The sequence below is a fragment of the Mesorhizobium sp. M4A.F.Ca.ET.090.04.2.1 genome (assembly GCF_003999085.1).
Classification (GTDB): Bacteria; Pseudomonadota; Alphaproteobacteria; order Rhizobiales; family Rhizobiaceae; genus Mesorhizobium.
The window spans coordinates 1-2,369 of sequence record NZ_RZOT01000711.1 but is presented as its reverse complement, the minus strand read 5'-3'; the positions used below and the strand labels follow the sequence as shown (position 1 = coordinate 2,369).

The window sequence follows — 2,369 nt, the reverse complement described above, 5'->3', positions numbered from 1 at the left end:
TCTCCGGTTTGGCACCGCCTGGGATCGGCGCCGTCGATTGCGTGTTCGGTCAAAACAAAAAAGCTGCCGGCCAGGTCGCCCGCGTCCGTCCATCCGGGATCGCGTGTTGACCTGATCGGCAGCTTTGCCTGTGGCGCCCGCCATTGGACGCCGTGTCTCTTGGCCCCGAGGGACCTACATTCCTAAAAGCAGGAAGCGTGCCAGTTCGACAGCGCTCAAAATTATCAAATAATATCAATGCGAAACCGCAGCCGCGCGACTTTTGACGAGCCCGGCGGAGGATCAAAGATTAGTCAGAACGCCTTGCACGGCAGCATAAAATTTGTGCAGTGCGGCAGATTGCCTACTGCCGATGCATTGCCTATTGCCGACGGAAACGCGCTTTCCGGTCATGGCGCTACTCCGCGGCCTCAACGAAGCGGTGGCGCTCATAGAGGAACTTCAGCACAGCCTCGCGGCAGCGCAGGAAGGTGCGGTCCGAGGCAAGCTCGATGCGTCGGCGCGGCCGGGCCAGCGGCACCGAAAGCACCTCGCCGATGGTTGCCGCCGGGCCGTTGGTCATCATCACGATGCGGTCGGACAGAAGCACCGCCTCGTCGACATCGTGGGTGATCATGATCATGGTCGTGCCGAGCCGGGCGTGGATGTCCATCACCGCGTCCTGGAGGTGGGCGCGGGTCAGCGCGTCGAGCGCGCCGAACGGCTCGTCGAGCAGCAGGATCTTCGGCTGCATGGCGAGCGCGCGGGCAATGCCGACGCGCTGCTTCATGCCACCGGATATCTCGGCCGGGCGCTTGTCCCTGGCATGCGCCATCTGCACGAGATCGAGGTTGCGCATGATCCACTCATGCCGCTCGGCCCGGCTTTTGGTGCGGCCGAAGACCTTGGAGACGGCAAGGTTGATGTTCTCGTAAACGGTGAGCCACGGCAGCAGCGAATGATTCTGGAACACCACGGCGCGCTCAGGTCCCGGGCTGTCGACCTCCTTGTCCTCGAGCAGCACGGCGCCCGAGGAGACCCTGGTCAGCCCGGCGATGAGGTTGAGCAAGGTCGACTTGCCGCAGCCGGAATGGCCGATGATGGAGACGAACTCGCCCCTGTCGATGGTGAGCCTGATATCCTTCAGCACCTCGCTGACCTGGCCGCCGCGGGCGAAGGATTTGTCGATATGGTCGAGCTTCAGATAGGCGGTCATGGCGCCCTCCTCACTTTGCCGTTGTGCCGCGGGTGACGAAGGCGCCGACCGCCGCGACCAGCCGGTCGAGGCAGAAGCCGGTGACGCCGATATAGGCGAGCGCGACGATGATGTCGGGCAGCCGCGAGGAGTTCCACGCGTCCCAGATGAAGAAGCCGATGCCGACGCCGCCGGTCAGCATCTCGGCGGCGACGATGGCGAGCCAAGAGAGCCCGACGCCGATCCTCAGGCCGGTGAAGATGTAGGGGGCGGCCGCCGGCACCATGATCTTGACGAAGAACTCGAGCTGGTTGAGCCGCAGGATGCGGGCGACGTTGCGGTAATCCTCCGGGATGTTGCGGACGCCGACGGCTGTATTGATGATCACCGGCCAGATCGAGGTGATGAAGATTACGAACAGCGCCGACGGATTGGAATCGCGGAAGGCGGCGAGCGACAGCGGCAGCCAGGCGAGCGGCGGCACGGTCCGCAGGATCTGGAACACCGGGTCGAGACCGCGCATCGCCCACACCGACTGGCCGACCAGCGCGCCCAGCGCCACGCCGACCACCGTAGCCATGCCGAAGCCGATGGCGACGCGCTGCAGCGAGATCAGCACTCGCCAGGCAAGGCCGATGTCCTGCGGGCCGTTGTCGAAGAACGGATGCGCGATCAGGTCATAGGCCTCGTTCCACACCTGGCTCGGCGGCGGCAGGCTGGCCGTCGGCGACGAGCAGGCGACCTGCCAGACGACGAGCAGGACGAGGATGACAACGGCCGGCGGCACCAGAGCCGTCGCCAGCTTGCCGGCAACGGCCAGCGGGTCGATGCGGCGCCTCGCCTTTGCGGTGAAGGCGATCACCTCGGCGGGCTTTACGGGAAACGCCTTCACCTTGGTGTCCTCGACGGTTTGGATGGACATGTCTTCGCGAAGCTCCGTGGGGTCAGTGGCGACAACGGCGCGAGCGCCGTTGCGCTTGGGGCGGTGCCGGCGACAAACGGCGCTTTGGCGCCGTTTGCGCTTTGGCGACGACGGCGTGCTGCGCCGTCGCGCCTAAGCAGAAGCCTTGATCTTCAGGCTGTCGAGATAGGCTGACGGGTTGGCCGGGTCGAAGGTCTTGCCGTCGAAGAAGGTCTCGACGCCGCGCGACGAGGAGGCCGGGATGTCGCTTGCCGCGACGCCCAGATCCTTCGC

At 65.2% G+C, this 2,369-nt stretch carries 2 protein-coding genes and 1 pseudogene; all 3 read right to left on the bottom strand.

The window, feature by feature from the left end:
- Positions 1-397 precede the first annotated feature (397 nt).
- Positions 398-1,195: an ABC transporter ATP-binding protein gene (locus EN781_RS30800; RefSeq protein WP_126055004.1), complete on the bottom strand. Its 798-nt coding sequence runs from the start codon at positions 1,193-1,195 to the stop codon at positions 398-400.
- A gap of 10 nt (positions 1,196-1,205) precedes the next feature.
- Positions 1,206-2,096, bottom strand: coding sequence for a nitrate ABC transporter permease (ntrB, locus tag EN781_RS30795; protein ID WP_127400645.1), 891 nt, complete (start codon positions 2,094-2,096; stop codon positions 1,206-1,208).
- A gap of 132 nt (positions 2,097-2,228) precedes the next feature.
- Positions 2,229-2,369 (bottom strand): annotated as a pseudogene (locus EN781_RS30790) (bicarbonate-binding protein); the annotation flags it as partial.

Coding starts and splice junctions, on each gene's coding strand:
- EN781_RS30800 (WP_126055004.1), bottom strand. CDS start 1,195: ATGACCGCCTATCTGAAGCTCGACCATATCGACAAATCCTTCGCCCGC.
- ntrB (WP_127400645.1), bottom strand. CDS start 2,096: ATGTCCATCCAAACCGTCGAGGACACCAAGGTGAAGGCGTTTCCCGTA.